We start from the raw sequence: 19,658 nt of genomic DNA, 5'->3' as shown, positions 1-19,658 counted from the left end.
ACCTCACTTTTTTTCATTTGGTTCGTCATCGAATCAATAGATGCTGTCCAGGAAAATCTCCTTGGTCAGATACGCCTTTCCTGTCTCCTGTGAGAAGAAGGCTCCCCGCTCCTTGATCGACTCGATCAGTTTTGAGCGGTTGAACGGGATGAGGTAACTTTCTTCAAGCCTCTCCATCAGTTCATGGACGTCTACCCCATCGTTCTTTGGCAGATGGTCGAAGAAAAACTGCCCGAGCGAACGTTTATCATCGGAGAGATAGAAAATATCCCCTCCGCCGGCAGGGATGAAACCGATATCCTCATGGAGCCGTATCAGTCTTTCATAGAAGATCTTCTCCATTCCCAGATCGAACAGGTCCGATTGGAACATCTCCTGTAGGACAGGGACTGTGAAATAGCGCATATCGATCAATCGGACGTCTTCGATAAGGCGTCGTATCTTCGACGATATGTCGTCCTTGGCGAGGCCGATTTTCTTCAATCTCCGGATGTTGAGATAATGATCTTTATCGATCCGGAAGATCTCCAGGTCCGTCTCAAGATCCTTCAACACCTTGAAATAGGACTGGGTCCGAGCGGCAGGGGTGTCCTGTATGCGGTATAGCTCTTGGTCCTTTATCAGATTCCTGAAATATGCTTCACCGCTCCCGAACTCTTCTCGGACGACGAACCCTCCCCGTATCGTATAACCCACTTTGGAGAGGACGAACTTGTTCAAGAAACGGTCATAAAAGTCCGGTGTCCCTGTGTGGGCGTCCATCAGTTGATCGAATGTATAGATGTCTTCAATCAGGATGGAGGCGAGCCATTCGGTCTCCTGCTCGGAGATGGAGGGGACGGAGGCGATCAATTGATTGTCTACGGTGAGGTGTTCGACCAGGTTGGTTTGAATCAGGCTCCTCATCGAGGGGATATGGAGACCGAATGAATTTGACAAGAAGACCAAGAATTCCTCCAGGAGGATAGGGCCGTGCTCGACGATGAGATGTCGTAGCCAAGAGTTCTTGTCCTCCACACCGATTCCCAACTCGGGCATCCTCCCCATTCGCACATGGGGATGCACGACCCTGGTCTTGATGATGTTGTGTAACTCCCAAGGGTCGAGACAATCCATCTCCCTCATCAGTCCTGGGTCGAGCTCATAGATGTGTCGCGCATGATAGATTCCTGGCTCAAGGTTCAACAGGTCATAGAGTCGTCCCATCCGTTCCTCGGTCAAGACCTCAGGATTGTGATAACGGACCTTGTTGCCGCTCGAGCTTATGATGAACTCTGATCTGCTGGCAATGCCCAACATACTTCTCTCATCCATCTTGAGGGTAGCTGCGATTTCATAGGAGACGCTGTCCTGGATGAAGGCATGGAATCGTCTATGGACCTCATCTATATGTAACGGGATATGTGTGCCATGTGTGAAGAGCACCTTTTCGAGTACGGTCTTCTTACTTATGGGGACCAGTTCCCCGTCCAATGAGAACACAGAAAAACGTCGTTCGAATCGCTCCTTCTGGTCCTCGGTCAGCCTCGGATACATGTGCATGATATCTTGCTCACCGTTACGTGTTTTGAAAGTCATCAATTTGAATATCCCCGGATGCTCATCAAAAATACTGATGAACATTTCCTCGTTCATCTTGAACTGACGGAAACGTCTCAGGTATCGTTTGGCCTCGCTGACATGGGAGAGGGGGATACGTGAGATTGCAGAGTTCAGCCTTTGGGACACCCGTTGTCTGGAGAGCCCCATCTTGTCAGCAATCTCACTGACGCTCAGTCCCTCCGAAAATCTCATCACAATGATTTCTGGCTCGGGCAATGACTCCCATCGCATGAGTTCCTCGAACGTCCTTCTTGTTTTTTTTACATCACGTTCACGCGTCTCGAGTAAACCGTTTTCTGACGCATTTTTTAAAATTAGCCGTATGTACCTCTCGTCCGCACCGAGCTTCTCCTGAAGCTCATCTATGGTGAAGGTCTCCGTCAGCGAGTCATAGCAATCACTCAAGAACTTTCTTTCGAGCGCTGCAAGCTCGCGCTTGGTGACGCCCGACGGACGAGTCATTTCCGTCCGAGGAAGTGGCGACCACTGACGGTTCTCCGGCAACGGTCCTCCCGTTTCTTCCTCGAATGTGCGATAGGCGTCCTGTAGTTTCACATAGGTGGTGAGACGGTTCCGTCCCCCAGTCCGTGACTTGAAGTCCTCATAGTCCATGTTCTTGAACTCGCCGTAGTCGATTCCCACGGCCATCATCATTCGGGAGATTGACTCCGTGACCCCCATACCCAAGAAAATCAAATGATGGAACGTCCATTTCGAACACATCTCATCGACCTCTGATGGGCCGTAGAGGTCGATGAGTCTAAGAATCGTGTTCTTCAGGTTTGGCCGCACAGCGCCTAGCCGTCTCTCATCATTCTCTAAAAAATCATTCAGTGACAGTCCCGCACGGATCAATCCGAGGACCGAGTCGAAAGTGAGGCGATACCCCTCCCGCTCTGCAACCTCGATCATCCCTAAAAGGCTATGTCGCACGTCATGAAATACGATATCTGTGTATTTCCCCCCTCCATGCCCAGGTATTCTCTCACCCATAAAATCTACCCACTTTCATCCTTGTTATTGAGTTCCTTGCGATTTTATATAGAGCTCCAAAGCGCGTCGAACGATTTCATCCTCCGAGACATGTTCCTTTTGTGCCGCTCGAGTCAAACCTATATATAATGGATCGGTCAAATCCGTGAAGCGGATTTGAACCTTCATCGGTTTGGTCAAGGTCGAATCGTCCTCGATCACGCGCTGCTCATGACGCTCGATCAACATTCGCTTCACTTCGCGCAGCTCCTCGCGCGTCATCTCGTAGACCGTCTTGTCTCCGTTTCGGGTGTGATATTTTTTATGCTCCAGAAGGGCGACCCTCGGGTCTTCCGGCCAGGACAAGAGTTCGGCGAGCTTCGTCGCGCTGAAGTCCTGTTCGATCGTTTTCTCTAAGATGTTTGGCCCGAACGTGTTCCAGAACGAGACGAACCGGCTCACCTGAGGATGGGACATCCCGATACGGTTCAGGAAGTCCTTCCATGTCCCCTGTTCCTTTTGAAACTCTCTTTTCGTTTCCGGGTCGCGGAACAGACTGTTCGCGTGCGCAAGGATACGACATTTTTCGACAAAGCTGGTCGCTTGAATCGCATCGATGTGATTGTAATACTGAACGATCCCATCCATGTCTTCCGGAAGCCTCTTCGTGATGATCCGGGACAGACCCGTTGCCGGCAGGGCCTGATATGGATTCGATACGGTTGTCGTCGCCGAGAACTCTTTGACGGCCTCGACCTGTTCGGTACGGGTGTCAGCCTGTTGTTGGTTCTGATTCACCGGAAGGTTGGAACTGAACGTCGAGATTTTCGGGGTATGTTTCTTTCGGTTGCGTGTCATAACGAGAGTACCTCCTGGGCAAGTTGTAGATAGGCGTCGGTCGCCGGGCTCTTGTGATCGATGACGGGACGTGACTCCCGCTGAAGCGTCTGGACTTTCACGGCGTAGGGAATCGTCGTCAGGACGGGGATTCCCACTTCCTTCCCGAGCTCTTCAAGCTCTTCTACCGTCGTGACGTCCCCTTTGGAGCGGGCACTCACCATCGTCGGGATGAAGGCGGCGATATGGATGTCCTCCCGGAACCGTTTCATCTCCTCAAGTTCCTCTGGGGCCGAATAGACCGCATCCATCGAGAACTTCTGCATCTGGACGGGCATGATGATCCGATCTTGGGCGACGAGCGCACAACGGGCATACGGGTTGAGTGCAGAGGTCGACCCCGGGCAGTCGATCAGGCAGATATCGAACAGCTCGTCGATTTTGGCGAGCTCCTCACTCAGGCGATATTCGTAGCCGATTTGGCTCGTCAGGTCGCTCGGCGAGGCCGAACGTCTCGTCGGCACGAGATGGATCGTCCCGGTCTCATACTCGCACGTCACGATGACCTGCTCGACCGGTGTATAGAACGGGTCGTTCTCCTCGAGCAGACAATCCAACAAGACCTTGCCTTCGAAGTCGTTGGTCAGACCGAGTCCGTTCGTCGAAGAGGCCTGGTCGTCGGCGTCGATGACCAGCACACGCAATCCCTCACGTGCATAGGCATGGGCAAGGTTGATGGTGGTCGTCGATTTCCCCACCCCGCCCTTTCGATTGTATAGCGCGATCTTTTTCATGATTCGTCTCCCCGTTTCTCGTCTGTGACTTCGATGATGTTGTCTTTCACGGTCCGCTCGATGATTTCTGCCAACAACTCGCTCACGCTCCGATTCTGGGCATGGGCATATTGTTGGAACTGGTCAGACAGGTCGGTCGGGATTCGTGCCGAGAGAATGGCCGATGGCTTCTTCACTTTTTGAAACGGACTGACTTTGACCTGTGGGACCGGCTCACGGTTTTTCCGGGCCTCGCGGATCTGTTTGACCGTCAACTCGTCGACGCTGCGCGACTCCCCATCGATATAGAGTCCCTGTTCGATGACTTCCTCGACATTGTCGAGATACATGAGTTCGAACAGTTTGGAGGCCGGGAGACTCGAAAGTGTTCCTTCTAGCGGATGTAGCGTCTCATAGGCTTTGACATAGCGAGAGGCAAGGGAGCTCGACATCGAGACGGCCTCAAGGAATCCGAGCCATTCTTTTTTGTCGTGCATCTCGGAGCGGGCGATGACGAGACGTTTGCCAATCTCGAACACAGAGATCGTCTGCACCTTTGACAGTTCGTTGATCTCATGGACGAGGTCCTCGACCTCTTTTGATACCGGAAGTTTTTGAACGAGCGCACTGATGTTCGTCAAACCGCTCTGGTAAGGATGTTGTTCGCTCGGTTTGATCTTATGGATGTTACGGTTTCTTGCCTTCATGACGTCTCACCCACCTGTTTTACGAGCTGTCTGGCCAGCTGACGAAACGGTTCGGCGAGTACCTTCGATTCCTTGGACCGGTACTGGATGACACTCTTCCCGCTATCGGCCGCCTTCTCGATGAACGTAGACCGCCTGATCATCGGGAGGATGGTCAACGACTCTTCTTTCGCGATTTCTTCCATGGCCTCGTAATACTCTTTGTCCGCCCTTAAGGATGCATCCATCGCGACAGGAAGGATACCTGTGATGACGAGGTCCTGGTTATAGAACTTCTTCACCTTTTGGACCGTCCGTACGGTGCTCGCCAGTTGGTCGAACACGAGCTTCTTCGGCATGAACGGGATGATTGTCATGTCCGATGTCGAAAGGACGACTTTCGAGAGCTCGTTGATCGATGGGACCGAGTCCAAGATGATCCAATCAAATTCGTCTTCCAATGGTTTGATCATATCTTTCAATAGAAAGAGCTTGTCTTGTTCTGAAATCAGATTGATTAGTCGTGCATTACGTTCATTTGAAGGGAGAAGGCTCACATGGTACGTGTCATCGTCGAAGAGGACCTCTTTGATATCGAGATTCCGCGTATGTACATCAAACATCGTCATATATTTGATGGTGTCAGATTCTTTCAGCATAAGCTTACTGAGAGATCCCTGAGGGTCTAGATCGATCAGGAGCACGCGTTGCCCGATCTCGCCCAAGGCATAGGCCATGTTCAGGGAACAGGTCGTCTTTCCTGACCCACCTTTGGATATGTAAAACGTGAGTATGTTCATATTCTCTCCCCTTTCTATCTCATATGATGACACAACCTTTTTTTTGAAACAACAAAAAAACAGACAAACCATCATTAATTTAAATTAATTCATGTATACATTAAATTTAACACTGTATACATGAATGCTTTTTGCTCTTTTAGTCGTATACATTTCGACGTCGAAATGTATACGACTTTTTTTAGCTTGGTGAACGGTCCCGTATCAGGTTCATAGATTGCCCAAAGGGGACCCTATTTTTTTGATTCTCAAGAGAGAAGGCTAGATACACTCCTAGGTATAGTAATAGAAGAAACGAAAACCATATTCTTCTGAGTTAATAAAATATATAGAGATTAGAGAGAGTTAAACAAAGATTAAGAGAATTAGAAAATCTAGAGGCGTCATAAAGTAAGTGCTACCAACGTTTCTTGCATTTTGATCAGGTCGTGAATAGGTCGGGCGGAACTTCTTTCCTTCAAAAAGCTTTCTTTTTTTTTCAAGTCCGATTTGAATTCCAAATAATCATCCTTTGATTAATGCACTATAAACTTGATTAAAAGGACGAACGATTTGATTTTTTTCCTAGAGGTCACAACACGACGAAGAGATGGAGTTCAGTGCTGGTTATGACTGTCCCGCCGAACAATTTACTCGGGGACGTGATGAAATATTGATGACTTTCATATGAATTTTCAAAAAAATGCACCACAAAGAGGCCATCATGCGATAGCCATTTTTTCCTGGGTGCTTTTTAGTCGTTGATGGAGGTAAAAGATCGGTTCTTCGAAGAAGAGTTTATGCGTGCTCGAATGAACCAGGTCCTCACGATGGTGAAGGAACGCCTGCTTCAATTCCTCGATGACACATTTGAACGCTTCGGCCCCGAACGTGTCGCTCATCGAGAAGAGTGAATCACGGTTGACCTTCAGCGCATCGAAGTCGAAGAACTCCCCTACCCGCTTACGAAGCTCGAACCAAAGGAGCTGGATCTCGGAACGGTCTTTCTCCTTGATATACTTGCTGTCCTGTTCCACAGACAGTTGGACCTCAAGGAGCAGTGGACGCGTGACGTCTTGGACCCGCTTCTTGAGTGAGACGCTTTGTTTGACCATGCTCAAGAAGCTCTTGCTATCTTCGACAAGAGAGACGTGAAGGAACTTGAGCCCGGACATCATCTTTTGGATCGCGAGCTTATGGCCACAATATTTAGGGAGGAACCCTTTGATCTCGTCGTACGTCAAGATGGCCTGCTCATTGGACTGGACGTGCACATCTTTTTCGACCTGGACGAGCGTACGTAGTGCGAGCCGTAACGTGTTCACGTTGTCGAGCGCGATCAGTTGTGACAAGAGGCCATGCCAAACAGACGTGTACCCGGTCTTCGAGACGACCGAGGTGCCGTCCAGGAACAGGTCACGATAATTCTCGAGGTAGTCGGTCAACTGGATAGAAATCACCCCGGGGAAATGACGGACGACCGTCATGAGACCGTTCTGTTCGAACGTCTTCAGATTGTTATGTAGGGAGCGGACCGAGGTGTGTGCCAAATCAGCAATCGTCTCATCTTCCATGAAATCGATCTTTCCTTGGTCGTCGGCATGGGCGAGGAGGGCGAGCACATGCCGTATCCGGGACTTGGTCCACTTGAAGGCTGTGAAACAGGCCGGGATGTTATAATGATGCTGCTCATAACGATAGTGGTCCGCCCGTCTCGTCCAGCGCGTCAATCCGCTCATCGCGACCAACAGCTTGTTCGCGACCAAAATGTGTCGATTCGTCCCCGTCATCTTTCCTACACCTCCTGTATCCTAAAATATGCTAGTTTCAGTATCTTGTTCTTTTCAAGTGGTGTCAAAGTGCGGTTTCGGTACGATGATTCGCGACCAAATTATAAAAGACGTTGGTGTTGAGCCATTCTCAAGCAAAAAATAGGTGTCGTTTCAGTACGACGGTTTGCGACCAAATTTGAAGGGATGGCTTCACAAAGCCATTTCAATCTAAATCAGAGTAGAAATTTCACGGCGATGGCATGAGAAATGTCGTTTCAGTACGACGGTTTGCGACCAAATTGAAGATGATGTCGTCCTGGTACGACGATTTGCGACCAAAACCGTCAAAAATGTCGTTTCAGTACGACGGTTTGCGACCAAATTGAAGAAATGGGCACTCGATTTTTTTTAAGATTCTTTCAAAAAAGTCAAAGATGTCGTCCCGGTACGACGATTTACGACCGAAATCATCAAAAATGTCGTTTCGGTACGATAGTTTGCGACCAAATTGAAGATGATGTCGTTTCAGTACGACGATTCACGACCAAAATGACCTGAAATGTCGTTTTGGTACGATGGTTCACGACCGATTTGGAATTTTGAAGCGATCCAGCGCATCGATCCACCTTGAATCATGCAAAGATGTCGTCCCAGTACTAAGGGACACACGACCGGCGATATGAAGTATGTAGAGTGTGCCTTTGTGTGCCATAGGTATAGAAATCATATGATGCCTGAATAGATAGTCGCTCGAATGTACCGTCACGAGAGCAAAGTGCAGAATGTTCCATGTGAAACCACGATAGAAGTTCTGGTCCATAAGAAAAGAAGCACTCTTGTAAAGAGGCTTCTTCGGGACGCTTCCTTCTATTTAAAGCAGCAACGTGTCATTGTGGTTTAACAATTCCCATGATTCGAGCGGGTAGAAGGTGAAGAAATAATAGTCACCGGAGCGATGCCAATCTTTCAAGATGAACTCATGTTCCTTGATCCGGTCCAGATTTGCCTCGAGTTCCATCAGGTTCTCTGACTTGCGAGACTTGTTGAAGCGTATCGAATAAGTGAACTGGCGCCAATGTCGGCGTACCGGGCTCTCTTCCCCCGTCTGAATCGCAGCCATACGCTCTTTTTGAAGGACGAACGCCAGGTGATAGGCGAAGCTCCCCTTCAACTGTTCGATCTGTTCCCCGTAGATGCTGACGATCTGCTGTTTGAGGAGGTCATCGTAGACTTCCTCGGTTACCGTCACGATCACCTGGCTGTCGGCGAGTGTCGTGGCGTTCTTGATCGTGACAGAGGAGAAGAGCCCGCGGATAAAGAAGTCCCCTTCATCGTTATGGCCGGCGACACGGTAGTAGCCGAGCTTCATCAGTCGCTTCGTGGTCAGGTCGTAGCTTTTCCCGCTCTTGTTGGCATAGAGCTTGTCGACCAATTGGACCAAAGGGAAGATGATCTTGCGGCTCGTCTGGAACGAGATGTCCCGGTAAGACAAGATCTCGGTGAACGCCTCGAAATCTTTCGAATCGAGGTCGGGAACTTTGCCGTTCAACTCTTGAATGAACTCTTTACTGACCAAGACAGAGAGGTTGTGCGGGACACCCTCTTTGTACTTGGGAACGACCGAGTCATAATTCAAGAGCTCGAGATTGAGCTGTGTCGCATCAGACAGCCTCTCGTCAAGTTGATCCGTCTTGTTCTTGATACGGTCGGACATACCGAAGAACGGGATGTCGACAGCAAGCGTCGGTGAATGGTGGGCCACCCGCTGCGTCGAGTCGATCTCTTTCGCCACCTCCCCTAGGACCATCAACACGTCGGTCTTCAACGTGGATGTCTTTTGATTGACGGTCTTCTGTGACCAATAAGGGTACGTGTGGATCAATCGGTTCGGGTCCTCGGCCCACGCCTCGATCTCCGTGATGCAGAGATTCATATAGTCTTCGGTCGACTTCACGTGAAACTCCTTGAAGAGGCCCTCGGTACCGGCGACTTTCAAATAGGCCGAGATCATGTCATGTTGTGCACGAAGCTCTTTATTGTAGCCCCGTCCCTCTTGATAATTACGTATCGCGGTCTTCACCCAACGACGCTTCAATTTCATAAAGGAGTAGTACCGGATCTTTTTATAGGCGTTCTCGATGTTTTCGAGGGCGTAGTGCTCTTGATAGAGCGACGCGACGAAGCCGTTTATGTCGTAGATTGATACCTTGTGGAGGATGTCCTCCATGCCGTGCTGTTTGATTGAATTGACCGCTTGCGAAATGATGAGTTGTTGGGAGCGGCTGTTGGAGGATGAATGAATCTCCATGTTAATCACCTCTTCTAGTAATAAATATAGCACATAAGCGAGGGCAGTATAAGATTATATATTATTTCAAATACCGTATTTCGATGGAAAAACCACTATAGATAGTGGAGAAGAATAAAATTTGATTCCCCCACGAAAGTGATAACGATTCAACAGGCTGATGCTATAATTGAATCGGGATAAAAACTCTTTGAAACATTTGTACAAGAAAAGGGGCAAAAGAATGTCATCGATAGAGGAATATAGCAATATTTTTGATACATATGTCGGGCAAGGCGTAAGGCGTCTGTCATGGGATGTCGGTATCAACCCCGACCTGAACGAGAACAAGGCGAAGACCCATAATATCGTGAATCGACTGGTTAAACGACATGAGAAGGACCTGCAGCGGATGCAAGAATCTCTACCGGATGAGAGGCTGCTGGTCAAGTCGGTCAATCTCAACAAGAAGGGGAAATCGAAACAGAACACGGTCCTCGAAGAGATAGATTTCCTTTCCTGGATGCATGGGGGATGGGAGGACAGTTTGATCAGGCGTTATCTTGGAGGCACCACCTTCCTGTTCATGGTCTTCGGGGAGAACGAGAACGGCGATGTCTTCTTCCTCGGGGCGATGACCTGGAAGATGCCCATCTCAGACGTCGAGGGCCTTCGTCCCTATTGGGCGGAGGTGACAGACATTTTAAGGGAAGGTGTCGTATTCAAGCAGGAACGTCAGAAGAATAAGACGATAAATCGCAACAACCTGCCCGGACAGGCGGCGAACAGCATGATACACATCCGTCCGAAGGCCAATGACAAGAATCACGTCACCCTATTGCCGGACGGGCAGACAATCACGAAACAGGGTCTCTGGCTGAATGCCAGCTTCGTGACAAAAATTGTCTCACCGCTCTATGACCTTCACGTCGATGACCTACGTGACATGCGGGACATGGTCCCGCGGGACCATGAGATTGAGGAGAAGGTCTTTGCAGACTTGAAAAGGATACTGGACGAGGACGCATACACGCCAGAATCGTTCGTGAAGGCCTGTCGGTCCGTAGTTCCTGGATTCGGTATCGAGGACATCAACGGGGCCATGGTCGAGGACCTCGGCTATAAGATCGCCTCCCCTTACATCTTGAATAAAAAATATGGGGACAGCCGTCATTACATAGAGCATGTTGTATTGGGAGGGGACTACTTCCGAATGGAGGATACACCCATACTCACCCATCCTTATGCGGAACGGATGATGACAAAGATGAGGGACGGATGGAGACTGATTGAGCTTCAGGAAGGTTTCTTCATCACAGAGAAGTTGTTGGCCCGCGCAGGCCTTACCATGGCGATGATGGAGAGATACAGGGATGCGGTGTTCGAGAAGATGGTGGTAGGCAAGTTCTATAACATTCAAAGGATGATGGCACTGGTGGAAGGTCACCAGATCGATGAGTATGGTTTCGATGATAGCTTCTATGAGGGGGTATTGAGACGGCCAGGCAAGATAGCACATCTTCGAATCGGACAGAGGATATTGTTCATCAAGGGGATGATTCAAGACATGCGGAGACATCTGGTAGAGAGCCTTATGGAAGGGGATCGTGTCGTCAGAATTGATGATATCGAGGAGCGCTTCGCTTCGACCTATGGGGGCGCCATTGGTACCAGTGACCTGATTTCATTGGTCGTGAGGGTCGGGTATCATTTCGATTCTGATCTAGAGATGGTGTTTGAGTCGAAACAGTCTTGTCTGGAGTTCATCTACTCCAAGGAAGTACGCTCGCAGTCATGAGGCGGGAGACGTCTGGTCGATAACATGATGTCACAATCGATATTTGATGAATCAAAAAAAGTGTGCGCCGGCGCACACTTTTTTGATCAAGGGCTTTATAGAGGCACTTGAAGGCATATAGACCATTGCGATGTGATTTCTTTTTAAGAAGCTCGACAATGTCTATTAGAAAGAAAAAGTTTAATTTTTCAGCATTTCATCGTTTATATGATTAACGAAAATTTTAAAAAAAACTATCTTTTCTACGACGAATTTAAATAGATTAAAAAAAGTTGCTGACCGTTTGATTTAATCTGTATTAGGATTGATTCAACTATTCTTTTTGATGAGAAAGTGGAGGGGAAATTATGGATGCATATAATTTTTTAGGAAGAAAGTTGTTTCAGATGCACGAAATATTTTTTGAATATCTTATGGAACGAGAGTCTGAAGATGAAGTCGAAAAGAGACTGAAGAATTTACAAGAAAAAGATCAAAATTATAATGATATTCGATTAGAGAATTTGCCAGGGCGTAACAACAGTGAAAGAAAAGTACCGTTGCTTAAGCTGTACGATTCTCAGAAGTATGGAGAATTTGTTATTGAATTCAAAAGTTATACAGGACTAATAGCTAAAAAAGCTGTAAAATCATTGGATTCAAAAATTAAGGACACATTCAAAGAATTGGAAGGGATTTCGGATTTTAATGATAGAAAAAAGAAAATAAATGCTTTATACAAATTTAAATCGAACAAAGAGATGCATGGACTGTTTGACTTTTATTTAATTCCGGGACAAAGATACAATTCAATTTTTTATGGAGGAAAAGCTACTCATTATAATTTGTTTTGTGATTTAAAAAATCATGCTACTTTACAAGACTGCGAAAGGGTGTGGCGTGGAGAGGATGTTTATACGGATGAAGAAAACGTGGATAAAAAAGAGGTTTTAATAGTATTATCTATACTAATGTTTGAACAAGAAATCAATTATGGAAAGAGGCGCTTCCAGCAGTTCACGTATTTCTCGGAGAAAGATGGATACAGGCCTCGCGATATGATTATGGGTTTTTTGAACATGATGTATGAAGGAGAAGAAGATTACAACTCGTATCCTTTTTGGAATCGAAGCAATGGCGATAAAAGTTCACCAAATTTCGGTTATGAAAAAGGGGAAGGCTTTCCCAACTTAGAACTACGTTTCAAACGTTATTTCGAAGTATATAAAAACCAGGATGACAATGTAAAATCTATATTTTATAACGATGTGATGTTAGAGAATTTAAACAAACAACTCTCGAAAGCTCAAACAAACACCCTACTTCCGAAATTTGACTTTGAATTATAGAAATCTCTCTATTAAATTTCGAGAGTTGAAAACTATAAAATCCAAGATTTATAGAAATATATGGGTTTTTAAATCCAGACAATTTATCGGCTGATAGAAGAAGGTGTTAACTCTAATCGTTGAAAATTAGGAAGGTACAAATAATAACTTTGAATCTAAAAGATAATGATTGGACACTTATGGTGCTGTTTGAATTATATGATGGATGGGAGTTGACGACAAGAGGGCAACTAAAAGGCTGATATTATGTTTGTGTGTCACTGTTAAGTGTTGCTATGACATGCCTGTTATGGTGAGCGTAGTAGAGATGACTACGATTTTTTCGTAGACGCAATCAGTTGCTGAAATTAAATAACCAAGGAAAGAGGGGAAATCCCCTCTTTCAGACTGTAGACAAAACATTGTCTTCAGTCTTTTTTATTTGCCCGACCGGGCACAACTCGCTTTTCTGGGGGCAGGCAGGGAGCCGCATCGCGACTTTGTCGCTGCTGGGTCTCCCTTCGCTTGCTGATCCCCTGGAAGTCTCGCCGTGCCCGCGGTCGGTCCACGCATCAATCCCTCTTTTCGTACCGCCGTCGCTTTTTTATAATGAGAGATATAGAAACAGTCATGGAGGCGGATCGGATGATCAGGAAATCAACAGAATCGGAAACCAATCGGACACAACTAGAGATGGTCACGCTCGACGAGCTCGTGCCAGCGGACCATCTGGTCCGGAAAATCGAGGCGGTGATTGACTTTGAGTTCATCTACCCGCTCGTGGAGGACTTATATTCTGAGGACCGGGGTCGACCGAGCGTCGACCCTGTCGTCCTGATCAAGATGGCCTTCCTTCAGTACCTTTTCGGTATCCGGTCCATGCGACAGACGATTCGTGAGATTGAGACGAACGTCGCATACCGTTGGTTTCTCGAGTTCGGGCTCACGGACAAGGTGCCACATTTCTCGACGTTCGGGAAGAACTATGTTCGTCGCTTCCAGTACACGAGCTTATTCGACGACATCTTCTATCACATCCTTGAACAGGCTGCGGACGCTGGATTTATCGATCGAGCCGTCCTATTCGTCGACTCGACGCACGTCAAAGCGAACGCGAACAAACGGAAGCTCGTCAAGAAGACCGTCCGGCAAGAGGTGAAACACTATCAGGCACAACTCGATGCCGAGATTCAGCGAGACCGCGAAGAGAGTGGAAAGAAGCCCTTAGGGCCAAAAAAGAATCAGGCGGAGGAGACGAAGGAAATCAAGGTCAGCACGACAGACCCTGAGAGTGGATATTACGTGAAAGGTGAGCGTGAGAAGCAGTTCGCTTACTCGGTCCATGCGGCGAGCGACGCCCATGGGTTCGTGCTCGGTGCCATCGTCACACCAGGGAACGTGCACGATAGTCTCGCGTTCCCAAATCTGCTCGACAAGGTCTCTGACCGTCTGATTCAACCTTTCGCCGTCGCCGCCGACTCCGCCTATAAAAACCCCGCCATCGCCAAGCTGCTGATCGACCGTGGAATCCTGCCGGTTTTCCCGTACACGCGCCCGAAGGGCAAGAAGGGCGCCTTCAAGACCAAAGATTTCATCTATGACGAGCACCATGACGTCTACATCTGTCCGAACAACGAGTTATTAACGTGCAGCACCACGATGCGCGAGGGGAAACGCAAGTACGTCTCGAATCCCGCCGTTTACGTGCACTGCCCGTTGCTCGAGCAGTGCACGAAGAGCCAGAAGCACCAGCGGATCATCGAGCGACACCTCTGGCAACCCTATATGGACGAGGTCGAAGACCTCCGCCACACGGAACTGAACCGCAACATCTATGACCGTCGTAAACAGACGGTCGAGCGCGTGTTCGCGGACGCAAAAGAGAAGCATGGCATGCGTTGGACCCGTTACCGGGGACTTGAAAAAGTTTCAATGCAGGCGATGCTTACTTTTGCTGCCCTCAATCTCAAGAAGATGGCGGGCTGGGCATGGAAGAACGCCCAGCCCGCCTGAACAGGGGGCTCGGGCAGAGCGCCTCAAGGCCCGAAAACGACAAAGTCACGTTTCAGTTCGCCTGAAACGTGACTTTGTCTACAATCTGAAAGAGGGGAAATCCCCTCTTTTTGTTTGCTCTTTTATAGATACAGTATAAGATCATCTATAAGAGAAGTGTAATTCGAAATATAAGCATAAGTTAGTAGCAACACGAATATTTGAAGTGGGGGCAGGATGAAGAGAACGGTTCGTCTCATGACGACTATAACTCTTTTAATTTCGTTATCTTCCCCTGTGATTGTAGAGGATTGGGCCACGACGGTCGATTCATTCTGAAGTTTAATTCGCGCACCCTAACTTCCATTTTATTCTGAGTTTAATTCGTAACCTTTTTTTCTCCTGCTCTGATTAAGGGTCGAGACACCTGAAATTGTGCACGATAAGGTTTTATTCATACGGTATTTCATGATTTAAAAGCTCAGAAAATTGATTGATGGACTGGAGATAGTTGTTTGTCGTTGTGATAGACGAGTGTCCTACCAATTGCATGACCCCGATCAACGGGCTGCCATTGGCCAACAGCTTAGTGATGTAGGCGCGACGGAACCAATGGGGTGGTGTCTTTTCCTCGGTCTCCACATGCTTGACCGCGTTGTGCGTCATCAGCCTAAGAGCTTCATAGGTCATCGCCTTGCCTGACTTCTTCGTGCTGAAGGCGATATAAGGAGAGGTGACCTCCTCGATCATCATGAGCGTTTGCAGTCGATTGATCAGGTGGCTCGCCTTCTCGGTGAGCGGGATACGTCGCCATTTGTCGCGTTTGCCTTTTACCTCGAGATAGAATGTGTGCTGATTCCGCTTCACGTCGGTGAATTGGACCGAGAGAAGTTCGGCCGCCCGCATCCCCGTTGTCAGCAACAGATACCCGATCGTCTCGTTCCGGAGCTCCATGAGCGCCTTTTTTTGTGCCTGTTTGACCGTAAATCGGAACGACTCGGCGATCCGCTCGATCTCCTCGAAGTCGACCTCGCGACGGAGTGGCTCCGGACGCTGCTGGTTCTTCACGTGGGAGGCCAGGTTGTGTAGATGATACTGGTTGGCGTGGAGATAGGTCAGGAGTCGCTTCAACATGTTGTTCTTCCGCTGCGCCGTGCGCGGCGCATACTGCTCGTTCACCTCGAACAGATAGCGATGGATGTCGAGCACGGTCAGACGCTTCAGGCCGTCCGTCTTCGTCATCACGAAACTGAGGACGAACTCTAGGTCCTGCTTGTAGGCGCGCCTCGTGTGCGGGCTCTTGTCGGCGTAGATCGGGAACAGCTCCGTCGCCCAGAACAGCTCGATGATTTCGATGTCATTCAAGGAAGCAAGATTGATGTGGTCGCTTTTCAACGCCTCGGTCAATTTCGGGTTCGTCCCGGTCAATTCTCGCAACGCCAACTCGAACGCCTGCTGCTTCTTCTCGATCTCCATGCTTCTCCCTCTTTTCCATCCGTTTTTTTGGACACGGTGTCCAATTCATTAAAAACAACGTCATTTTCTCGTGTATTACATGTGTAACATCCATATTAATACGTATGTATTAAGCTTTTTAAATCGAAGTATAAATGTATTACTAAAAGGTATCTAATAAAATTTTAAACCATTAACTTGTGATAAACCTATATTATCACAAGTTAGTGTTTAAATTAAAAGCAAACTCGTATCTAATCAAGTTTGCTCTAATTTAAGGTTTTGTTTTGATTTAATAATTTCTATCAAATCGTTAATTCTAGAAAGAACAGTTATTTGGAACAGGTAATTTTCATCTTTGTGGAGAGTGGAAACTAAGTCAAGTAGCTCTTTTAATTCTAAAAAATATCCTGATAATTTTTCAGTTTCATCATGCCCGAAAAAGTCAGTATGATCTTTACTATAAGATAGGTATAAAGTCTGCCTTATTCTAATCGATGTAAAGGTTGCAATGTTAGGTGAAAGAATCAATAAGAGATAAGCATTTAGGTTCTCTTTTTTGAGTTCCTGTACATTTATACTCGTAAGAGATTTCAGATATACTAATTCCTCGCCATACTTTTCAAAATAATCTACTAATCTTCTAGTTGAAGTAATGTTAGATTCATTCTCTTTTTCAATCTTTTCAACTTTTTTTATTTTTTGTAATTGCTCTTTTTGATTTGTGTAATAAAAGATCGAGATAGTTATTGAAGCAGTGATAACTACATTTAATAAAGGTGAAAATACTTTAAAATCTTCTACATTAAATTTATTAATAACTATAGTAACTAACGTAATTACAGATATATTCAAAAGAACTAAAAAAGTAGTTACAGCATTTCTCTTTTTAATTGAACTCAATTTCATTGAAAATGCTCCCAATGTTCTCTAGTTATAATACTTACAAGTTCATCATCATCTTCTAACGTTTCTATGATTCTTTCACTAGTTATTACTTTTTCCAATGGTAGTGATTGATTCACCCCTGTGAACGTGATACTTTCTTCATCAGGGGAATTAATAAAAGATTGTTTGAAGAAGTAAATTAACTCAGCATCAATTTCAAAAAGTATATTTACCTTATTTAAAAAATTAGGGTCTTTTACAAGATCACGAAAGTCGGCACTTTCTGGATAACAATCATTTTCTTCGCAATAAAAAGTATCTATCTTATTGCTTTCAACCGTGGTAATAGATTTGCATTTAGGACACGGTATTTCATAAATGCGTTTAAGTATACTATGACTCTTGGAAATAAGGATAAAAAAATGAATTGAGTCTTCAATAGAGATTTCTGGATTCATAAAATGAAATCTAAATGGTGTTGTATACTTAACCCTGTTTAAAATTTCGGATCTAAGAAATTTTTCGAGTAACAGACTATATTCTTTTATGGGGAAATTATTTTCTAGTGCTCTATTGTTATCGTAAATACTTTCTAAACGATGTTCGTAAATCATTTAATAACTCCTTTCTGGCTGACATTCGTAGTATGGCTTTTCGTTCTTGATCTGCTTTTAATAAGTGTATTTCTAGACCATTGATAGAGTTAGATATTGTGCAGTCTACATTGGCATCAGTACTTTGATGTCGTAAAGTTAAACTATCTAACTCTTTAGATTGCTTTACAGACTCCATTAAATCCCAATATATACTAGACTCATAAATAGGTTTTCTTGATTTATGTCTGTTTTGCGACTTTGTAATATTTCCATCATTATAAGAAAAGCCAAAAACATAATTTGTTTTTATTCTAGAAGATAAAAGAAAGGCGATATCCCATAAAACTAAATTTTCAACTCGTGCACTAGCATCTTTCTTAAGCTTATTGTCAATATTCAAAGTATCCATAACTTCTTCAACAGTTTCTTCTACTGTAGATCCTGCTTTATGATTTTCTTTGAAGTACTTACTTTTTTCTGTATAATCTTCTAAAAAAATTTCGTATATGAAATGCGGAATATTAATCATTTTTAAAAGTGAAATTTCTGATACTATTCTGTTATCAATAATTCCATCAAAAATTTCATCGATAAAATCAAACGCATATTCGTCAATGTCAATTTGGCTTTCTTGTCTCGATTTTTTAAAATCATTAAGTTCTTGAATGTCTTTCTGATTATAAGCATATTCGAAAATGCGATTTTTGATATCAATTATTGAGCTAAGAAAAATTGTTTTTTTAGGAATTGCTCCACCAACAGATTCTCCAGTTTGAATAATTGAAATTTTCTTCAAGATGAAAACCTTGTCATTATCTTCGTAAAATAAAATTGCGGGATCTGGGCTATTAAAATCAAAGATAGTGGGTTTGTATGTAGGAGAATTAGAAATTTTTCCTCTTATCGAAGAGAGAATGCTTTCAAATTGCTTCTCTGATAAGTCTTCCTCAGTTTGTATGCTTGGGAAATTTATTGGTAATACTTTCCTTATGCGGTGACTAGTAAAGTGAACTAATTCCTCTAATAAAATACTCATCTTTTCTCGATTTTCTTCAGATTTAGAAATAATCGAGTTAATTAGGCCATTATACTTTTTATCACTATTTGGTTCTGTTGAGTTTTGCAATGCAGAATTAATTTTTTCTTCACTAAAATGGAAACGAAGAGAGTTATATAAATCTTTTTTAGTGAAGTTTGCTAGAACACTTAATTTAGACAGGTTTTGAGATGCACTCGAGTGGTTTGTTGACATTGTTAAATCTCCCGTTTAATTAAAATTAAAAAATAATATCCTAAATAATAGTATACATAAATCACCTGTTAGTAATCATAATTTTGTGATTTTTATTCAAAAAATATCCAAATTCAATTTTAATCAATTGAATTTGGATATTTTAGTACATAATTATTAGAGTATGTCATTGTTTTAAATCTCGTGATTATTATTTAAATGTATGTGTTGTGAAGTATATAAGAACCTTTTTTTAAATATTATTAAGGCTACTTTGTTAATGTAAGCACTAGCGAATATCAAGCTATAAATTCCATCAAAATCTAGGGCTATTAAAAAAATCTGTCAGTGAAATATCTAGTCCATCACAATACTTCTGTATTGTACTTACTTTAGGATGTTTCGTCCTTCCATTCATCAGCTCCGAAATGGTCGCCTGATTCAACCCGCCCTTTTGAATGACTTGATGGATGGTCATATTTCGCTCTGCTGCGAGCTCCTTCATCCGCTCGATGATTGCCTCGTTCAATTCCACTTGCTCACCCCACGATCCAAGTACTCTCTTCATCACTTATTCTTTACGAACTCTTCTATTCCTCTACCCTACCACAATCTCTTGAAATCAAAATACTTGTCATTATTTTCTATAATTAAAACATTATTTTTTTACAGTTGTGCTACAA

The 19,658-nt window shown here is 45.1% G+C and carries 15 protein-coding genes; 3 read left to right on the top strand and 12 right to left on the bottom strand.

What is annotated here, in order from left to right:
• Nucleotides 1-33: 33 nt before the first annotated feature.
• The 7 genes from EVJ29_RS13380 to EVJ29_RS13350 all read right to left on the bottom strand — a co-directional run bounded on the left by EVJ29_RS13380 (nucleotide 34) and on the right by EVJ29_RS13350 (nucleotide 9,729).
• Nucleotides 34-2,595 (bottom strand): sigma-70 family RNA polymerase sigma factor, encoded by a 2,562-nt coding sequence (locus EVJ29_RS13380; protein WP_131505277.1) that lies wholly within the window; start codon nucleotides 2,593-2,595, stop codon nucleotides 34-36.
• Nucleotides 2,596-2,619: 24 nt separating this feature from the next.
• Nucleotides 2,620-3,432, bottom strand: a complete 813-nt coding sequence (locus EVJ29_RS13375; RefSeq protein ID WP_131505276.1) for a hypothetical protein — start codon at nucleotides 3,430-3,432, stop codon at nucleotides 2,620-2,622.
• Entirely contained in the window at nucleotides 3,429-4,205 is a 777-nt protein-coding gene (locus tag EVJ29_RS13370) for a ParA family protein (RefSeq protein ID WP_131505275.1), read from the bottom strand. Before EVJ29_RS13370 ends, EVJ29_RS13375 begins: the two co-directional genes overlap by 4 nt.
• Nucleotides 4,202-4,891 (bottom strand): hypothetical protein, encoded by a 690-nt coding sequence (locus EVJ29_RS13365; RefSeq protein ID WP_131505274.1) that lies wholly within the window; start codon nucleotides 4,889-4,891, stop codon nucleotides 4,202-4,204. The genes EVJ29_RS13370 and EVJ29_RS13365 overlap by 4 nt, the downstream gene beginning before the upstream one ends.
• Nucleotides 4,888-5,670, bottom strand: coding sequence for a ParA family protein (locus EVJ29_RS13360; RefSeq protein WP_161567365.1), 783 nt, complete (start codon nucleotides 5,668-5,670; stop codon nucleotides 4,888-4,890). Before EVJ29_RS13360 ends, EVJ29_RS13365 begins: the two co-directional genes overlap by 4 nt.
• A gap of 701 nt (nucleotides 5,671-6,371) precedes the next feature.
• Entirely contained in the window at nucleotides 6,372-7,439 is a 1,068-nt protein-coding gene (locus tag EVJ29_RS13355; protein WP_131505272.1) for a hypothetical protein, read from the bottom strand.
• A gap of 853 nt (nucleotides 7,440-8,292) precedes the next feature.
• Nucleotides 8,293-9,729, bottom strand: coding sequence for a hypothetical protein (locus EVJ29_RS13350; protein WP_131505271.1), 1,437 nt, complete (start codon nucleotides 9,727-9,729; stop codon nucleotides 8,293-8,295).
• A 223-nt stretch (nucleotides 9,730-9,952) separates the two neighbouring features.
• Here EVJ29_RS13350 and EVJ29_RS13345 point away from each other — a divergent pair, with 223 nt between their 5' ends.
• From EVJ29_RS13345 to EVJ29_RS13335, 3 genes are all read left to right on the top strand, one after another.
• The gene (locus EVJ29_RS13345; RefSeq protein ID WP_131505270.1) at nucleotides 9,953-11,506 is read left to right on the top strand and encodes a hypothetical protein; all 1,554 of its coding nucleotides are present in this window, start codon (nucleotides 9,953-9,955) and stop codon (nucleotides 11,504-11,506) included.
• 347 nt (nucleotides 11,507-11,853) lie between these two features.
• Nucleotides 11,854-12,834 carry a hypothetical protein gene (locus tag EVJ29_RS13340; RefSeq protein ID WP_131505269.1) on the top strand — a complete coding sequence of 327 codons (981 nt, stop codon included), beginning with the start codon at nucleotides 11,854-11,856 and terminating at the stop codon, nucleotides 12,832-12,834.
• Nucleotides 12,835-13,458: 624 nt separating this feature from the next.
• Nucleotides 13,459-14,826 carry an IS1182 family transposase gene (locus EVJ29_RS13335; RefSeq protein ID WP_131505268.1) on the top strand — a complete coding sequence of 456 codons (1,368 nt, stop codon included), beginning with the start codon at nucleotides 13,459-13,461 and terminating at the stop codon, nucleotides 14,824-14,826.
• Nucleotides 14,827-15,255: 429 nt separating this feature from the next.
• Here EVJ29_RS13335 and EVJ29_RS13330 read toward each other — a convergent pair whose 3' ends face one another.
• The 5 genes from EVJ29_RS13330 to EVJ29_RS13310 all read right to left on the bottom strand — a co-directional run bounded on the left by EVJ29_RS13330 (nucleotide 15,256) and on the right by EVJ29_RS13310 (nucleotide 19,543).
• A complete protein-coding gene (locus EVJ29_RS13330; RefSeq protein ID WP_131505267.1) occupies nucleotides 15,256-16,281 on the bottom strand; it encodes a tyrosine-type recombinase/integrase in 1,026 nt (341 codons plus the stop codon).
• A gap of 237 nt (nucleotides 16,282-16,518) precedes the next feature.
• Entirely contained in the window at nucleotides 16,519-17,169 is a 651-nt protein-coding gene (locus EVJ29_RS13325; RefSeq protein ID WP_131505266.1) for a hypothetical protein, read from the bottom strand.
• A complete protein-coding gene (locus EVJ29_RS13320) occupies nucleotides 17,166-17,762 on the bottom strand; it encodes a hypothetical protein (RefSeq protein WP_131505265.1) in 597 nt (198 codons plus the stop codon). Before EVJ29_RS13320 ends, EVJ29_RS13325 begins: the two co-directional genes overlap by 4 nt.
• The gene (locus EVJ29_RS13315; RefSeq protein WP_131505264.1) at nucleotides 17,725-18,996 is read right to left on the bottom strand and encodes a hypothetical protein; all 1,272 of its coding nucleotides are present in this window, start codon (nucleotides 18,994-18,996) and stop codon (nucleotides 17,725-17,727) included. The genes EVJ29_RS13320 and EVJ29_RS13315 overlap by 38 nt, the downstream gene beginning before the upstream one ends.
• A 295-nt stretch (nucleotides 18,997-19,291) precedes the next feature.
• On the bottom strand, nucleotides 19,292-19,543 hold the full coding sequence (locus EVJ29_RS13310; RefSeq protein WP_131505263.1) for a helix-turn-helix domain-containing protein: 252 nt from the start codon (nucleotides 19,541-19,543) through the stop codon (nucleotides 19,292-19,294).
• Between the last annotated feature and the right edge of the window lie 115 nt (nucleotides 19,544-19,658).

This window comes from Exiguobacterium sp. SH4S7, assembly GCF_004336795.1.
Lineage (GTDB): Bacteria > Bacillota > Bacilli > Exiguobacteriales > Exiguobacteriaceae > Exiguobacterium > Exiguobacterium aurantiacum_A.
Note: the sequence above shows the minus strand (reverse complement) of the source record. Positions and strands in the feature narration are given on the sequence as shown.

Bases quoted from the DNA above. Each gene is read 5' to 3' on its own strand.
- EVJ29_RS13380 (WP_131505277.1), bottom strand. From the start codon at position 2,595: ATGGGTGAGAGAATACCTGGGCATGGAGGGGGGAAATACACAGATATC.
- EVJ29_RS13375 (WP_131505276.1), bottom strand. From the start codon at position 3,432: ATGACACGCAACCGAAAGAAACATACCCCGAAAATCTCGACGTTCAGT.
- EVJ29_RS13370 (WP_131505275.1), bottom strand. From the start codon at position 4,205: ATGAAAAAGATCGCGCTATACAATCGAAAGGGCGGGGTGGGGAAATCG.
- EVJ29_RS13365 (WP_131505274.1), bottom strand. From the start codon at position 4,891: ATGAAGGCAAGAAACCGTAACATCCATAAGATCAAACCGAGCGAACAA.
- EVJ29_RS13360 (WP_161567365.1), bottom strand. From the start codon at position 5,670: ATGAACATACTCACGTTTTACATATCCAAAGGTGGGTCAGGAAAGACG.
- EVJ29_RS13355 (WP_131505272.1), bottom strand. From the start codon at position 7,439: ATGACGGGGACGAATCGACACATTTTGGTCGCGAACAAGCTGTTGGTC.
- EVJ29_RS13350 (WP_131505271.1), bottom strand. From the start codon at position 9,729: ATGGAGATTCATTCATCCTCCAACAGCCGCTCCCAACAACTCATCATT.
- EVJ29_RS13345 (WP_131505270.1), top strand. From the start codon at position 9,953: ATGTCATCGATAGAGGAATATAGCAATATTTTTGATACATATGTCGGG.
- EVJ29_RS13340 (WP_131505269.1), top strand. From the start codon at position 11,854: ATGGATGCATATAATTTTTTAGGAAGAAAGTTGTTTCAGATGCACGAA.
- EVJ29_RS13335 (WP_131505268.1), top strand. From the start codon at position 13,459: ATGATCAGGAAATCAACAGAATCGGAAACCAATCGGACACAACTAGAG.
- EVJ29_RS13330 (WP_131505267.1), bottom strand. From the start codon at position 16,281: ATGGAGATCGAGAAGAAGCAGCAGGCGTTCGAGTTGGCGTTGCGAGAA.
- EVJ29_RS13325 (WP_131505266.1), bottom strand. From the start codon at position 17,169: ATGAAATTGAGTTCAATTAAAAAGAGAAATGCTGTAACTACTTTTTTA.
- EVJ29_RS13320 (WP_131505265.1), bottom strand. From the start codon at position 17,762: ATGATTTACGAACATCGTTTAGAAAGTATTTACGATAACAATAGAGCA.
- EVJ29_RS13315 (WP_131505264.1), bottom strand. From the start codon at position 18,996: ATGTCAACAAACCACTCGAGTGCATCTCAAAACCTGTCTAAATTAAGT.
- EVJ29_RS13310 (WP_131505263.1), bottom strand. From the start codon at position 19,543: ATGAAGAGAGTACTTGGATCGTGGGGTGAGCAAGTGGAATTGAACGAG.